This is a genomic window from Poinsettia branch-inducing phytoplasma str. JR1, assembly GCF_000309465.1.
Taxonomy (GTDB): domain Bacteria; phylum Bacillota_I; class Bacilli_A; order Acholeplasmatales; family Acholeplasmataceae; genus Phytoplasma; species Phytoplasma pruni.
On sequence record NZ_AKIK01000065.1, the window covers coordinates 1 to 3,956 of the forward strand.

The window sequence follows — 3,956 nt, forward strand, 5'->3', positions numbered from 1 at the left end:
TAAATTATTAAAAATTAATTCCAAAATGAAGAAAATGAAGAAAGGTTAAAAAAGGAATGAATTATAAAGAATTTATTCGGAAACATAAGAAAATAATAACGTTAGTAGCGATAGAGAAAGGAAGTAAATGATATTGAATTTATATTTTAGTAATGTTAAAATTATTTATTAAAAAATACTATCGTATTTATATTTTTTTTGGCATTTTATTAGTTTTAGGCGGGAGCATTTTGACTTATAAATATTTTTTTTCAAAAATAATGAAAATACCTGAATCACAGGAAAAAAAATTTAAAGGATATTTATGTTAAACCCGTTAATAAGAAAAATAAAGACCCTGTAGTGGATTTGCAATATATTATCGATTTTGATTCAAATCCTTTGAAAAACGAGATGCTTTTATTATTAAAATGTAATTTTATTACATTAGAAACTGATTGGGAAAAAGTCATTCAAAAAAAGCATGTTTCAAAAGAAGGCGATTACTCTTCAGTTTTGCAAAATAATGAATTAAAACATGATATTTTAAAACCCACTTATGCTCTTGGATTGTTAAAAAACTTTCCCAAAGATGAAAGAGGAATTGAGCAAGAAATAAAAGGATATGATAAATTTCATTATGATGTTTCTTCAAATAAATGGACATTTAATTTAAAAGATAACTTAAAATTTGAAAATGATAAAAAAATCAATAATGAAACTGTAAAATATTCTTTTGATACAAATAAAAAAATTTTAGAATTTTTGCATTCAGATAAGGATGAAAAAGTGTATCCAGATAATTTAAAAAAATTATTAGCAACAACATTTATTAAAGATGAACATGATGAATTAACTTTTAGTTTTTATTATGATAAACCGCAAAAATTATCTTATGTTGTTTCATTGTTAAATCTTTTAACATTATTTCCCAAAGAAGAATTTGAAAAAAGTTATGAAGGAAAATCAATAGATAAAGCGGAATATGGGACAAAAGAATATCCTTTTATTTCTTATGGGCCTTATAAAGTATCCCAAGGATATGATAATGAAAAAGATTGGATATTTAAAAAAAATTCTAAATTCTTTGAAAACGATAAATATCCTCGTTCTTTTATTCATTATAAACTTATTGAAAATGATCAAGAAGGAATTCAACTTTTTAATGATGGGAAATTAAATGAATTAATTATTAATGATAGTAATTTATTAGAATATATATCTAATAAACAATATATTACCAAAGATACTAGGGGTGTTGGGTATTTATATTTTAAAAACTTTTTAGAAGAACAAGAAGATGATTTAGAAATTCAAAACATGAAAAAAAACAAATTATTTTATTCAAGACCCACGTTTTCGACAAGCTTTATTTTTTGCTATTGATAGGCAAAAATTAAAACAAGAAAATTTATTTAAGTTTAATCCTACTTTTTCTTTTATTTCTAATATTACTTTAATAACAGATTATGAAAAGTTCAATCAGACAAATTTTCATGAAGAAAATTTAAGAAAATTTTTAAATATTCAAGAAAATAATGTTTTAGAAACTAATTTAATTCAAAATAGTTTTAATTCAAGAAAAGCATTAGAGTTGTTTAAATCTGTAGAAAATGATTTTTCAAAAACGCAACTTGGAAAAGAAAATTTTTTACCATTAAAAATCATTTTTACGCATGATGGGAGTGATTTTCAAGAAAAATTAATAACTTCTTTAAAATCTATGTTTTAAGAGTGCTTTTCTACATTGAGAATTGATATTGAAGTCGAAACAGAAGGAGATTTTAATTTAGACATCTCTGAGACAGGTCCTGTATCAAATTATAATCCAGGTTCTATAAACAGAGCTCATACTATATTGGTTTATATAGCTGATTTAATAAAAAAAGCAAATGGACAAGATCGAACATATGAAATCCCATATTTAAATAAACAATTAAGCCAAAATGAATTATTAGCAGAATTAACAGCATTGCAAAATAAGAGCGATAGTGATGATAATAAACAAGATGCATTAGAAGCAAAAACACAATTTTTTAATATTATAAAACAATTAGAAGAAGAAGCGTTTCAAAAATTCCCGATTATGTCTCTATATCAAATTAAAAAGCATAAATTCTACAAAGATCTAATTAATGATTTTACTGATTCTTTTTTGATTTGGAGGTTAAATGATAGATGTTAGTATACATCAAAAAAATCAAAAAGGTTTTTAATTTATGTAAAAAACCTTTTTTAATCAGTTTTATATTTTTACTTTTTATTTTCCCTTTTTTCTATAATTTTTATCACAATTATTATAATTTACCATACCAAGAGAAAAATTATCATCAACTCAAATCTGATATTCAAAAAAAAATATTAAAAAAATTTACTATACTAAAAAATTTGATATCATAGCTGGAGAATATTTATATGTTGAAGCAATTCAAAAAAATAATAATCAAAAGTATTTTTGTAAAATAGACAACATTTTTTATGATCTATTATGTGAATTAATAGATCAACAAAATAATAAAAATAATATTAGTGTAGTAAAAACAAACATAAATAAAAATTATATAAACATTTATATGTATTTGTTTCACATTTTAAGTAGTTTTGGTTCTATTATTTTTATATTTTATATTTTAAACAATATGAAAGAAACATCTGGCCGATTAAATAAGAATTCTCAAATATCTTCTTTTCAAAAATCTTTATTCACTTTCAAAGATATAGCTGGAAATGAAGAAGAAAAAGAAGAAATGCAAGAATTAATTGATTTTTTAAAAAATCCTACAAAATACCAAGATATAGGGGCTTCTATTCCGAAAGGAGTTTTATTAGAAGGACCACCAGGAACTGGTAAAACTTTATTAGCGAAAGCGGTTGCTGGAGAAGCAAATGTTCCTTTTTATTCAGTATCTGGTTCTGAGTTTGTAGAAAAGTATGTTGGAGTTGGTGCCGCAAGAATAAGATCATTATTCAAAGATGCTAAATATAATTCTCCCTGTGTAATTTTTATTGATGAAATAGATGTTTTAGGTGGTAAAAGAGTCCGCGGGAATAGTGGCGGTTCTCAAGAAAGAGAAAATACTCTAAATCAACTCTTAACCGAAATGGATGGTTTTACTACTTCTAAAGGAATTATTATTATTGGCGCTACTAACAGAAAAGATATGTTGGACCCTGCTTTACTTCGTCCCGGCAGATTTGATCGTCAATTTACTGTTGGTTTACCTGATGTAAAAGCGAGAAAAGCGATCTTAGAAGTGCACGCTAAAAATAAAAAACTAGATCCATCGGTTGATTTAGAACAAATCGCTAAACAAACAACTTCTATGAGTGGGGCCCAATTAGCTGCTGTTTTAAATGAAGCTTCTATCTTAACAGTTAGAAATGATAAAGAAACAATAACAAATGAAGAATTATATGAAGCGATTGATCGAGTTTTAATGGGTCCAGCGAAAAAATCAAGAAAATACGACGAAGAAGAAAAGAAAATGGTAGCTTATCATGAAGCGGGGCACGCTGTTATTGGTTTAAAGTTAAAACATGCTCCTAAAGTACATAAAGTAACTATTATCCCAAGAGGAAACGCTGGTGGTTATAATTTAATGCTTCCAGAAAAAGAAACTTTCTTTTCTTCTAAAAAAAGAATGTTGGCAAATATTATTTCATTTTTAGGCGGAAGAGCGGCCGAAGAACTAATGTTTGATGATATTTCTAACGGAGCTTATGGAGATTTTAAATCTGCCACTCAAATAGCGACCCAAATGGTAACTAAATTAGGGATGTCTGATTTAGGACCGATGCAGAATGATAATAATTCTTTTATACGTAATGAAATAGTAGAAAAAGAAATTAAAAAAATCATCGATGAATGCATGGAAGAAACAAGAAAAATAATTAAAGAAAATAAAGATTTATTAGATAAAATAGCTAACACATTGTTAGAACAAGAAACTATCGTCAAAGAACAATTAGAACAAATA

General features: G+C 25.5%; 3 protein-coding genes. All 3 read left to right on the forward strand.

Annotated elements, in window-relative coordinates; genetic code table 11:
* Nucleotides 1-342: 342 nt before the first annotated feature.
* Nucleotides 343-1,365 (forward strand): ABC transporter substrate-binding protein, encoded by a 1,023-nt coding sequence (locus ON17_RS01600; RefSeq protein WP_020372769.1) that lies wholly within the window; start codon nucleotides 343-345, stop codon nucleotides 1,363-1,365.
* A gap of 361 nt (nucleotides 1,366-1,726) precedes the next feature.
* Entirely contained in the window at nucleotides 1,727-2,164 is a 438-nt protein-coding gene (locus tag ON17_RS01605) for a hypothetical protein (protein ID WP_017191767.1), read from the forward strand.
* 175 nt (nucleotides 2,165-2,339) lie between these two features.
* A partial coding sequence (ftsH, locus tag ON17_RS01615; protein WP_187322843.1) for an ATP-dependent zinc metalloprotease FtsH occupies nucleotides 2,340-3,956 on the forward strand: 1,617 nt, incomplete at its 3' end.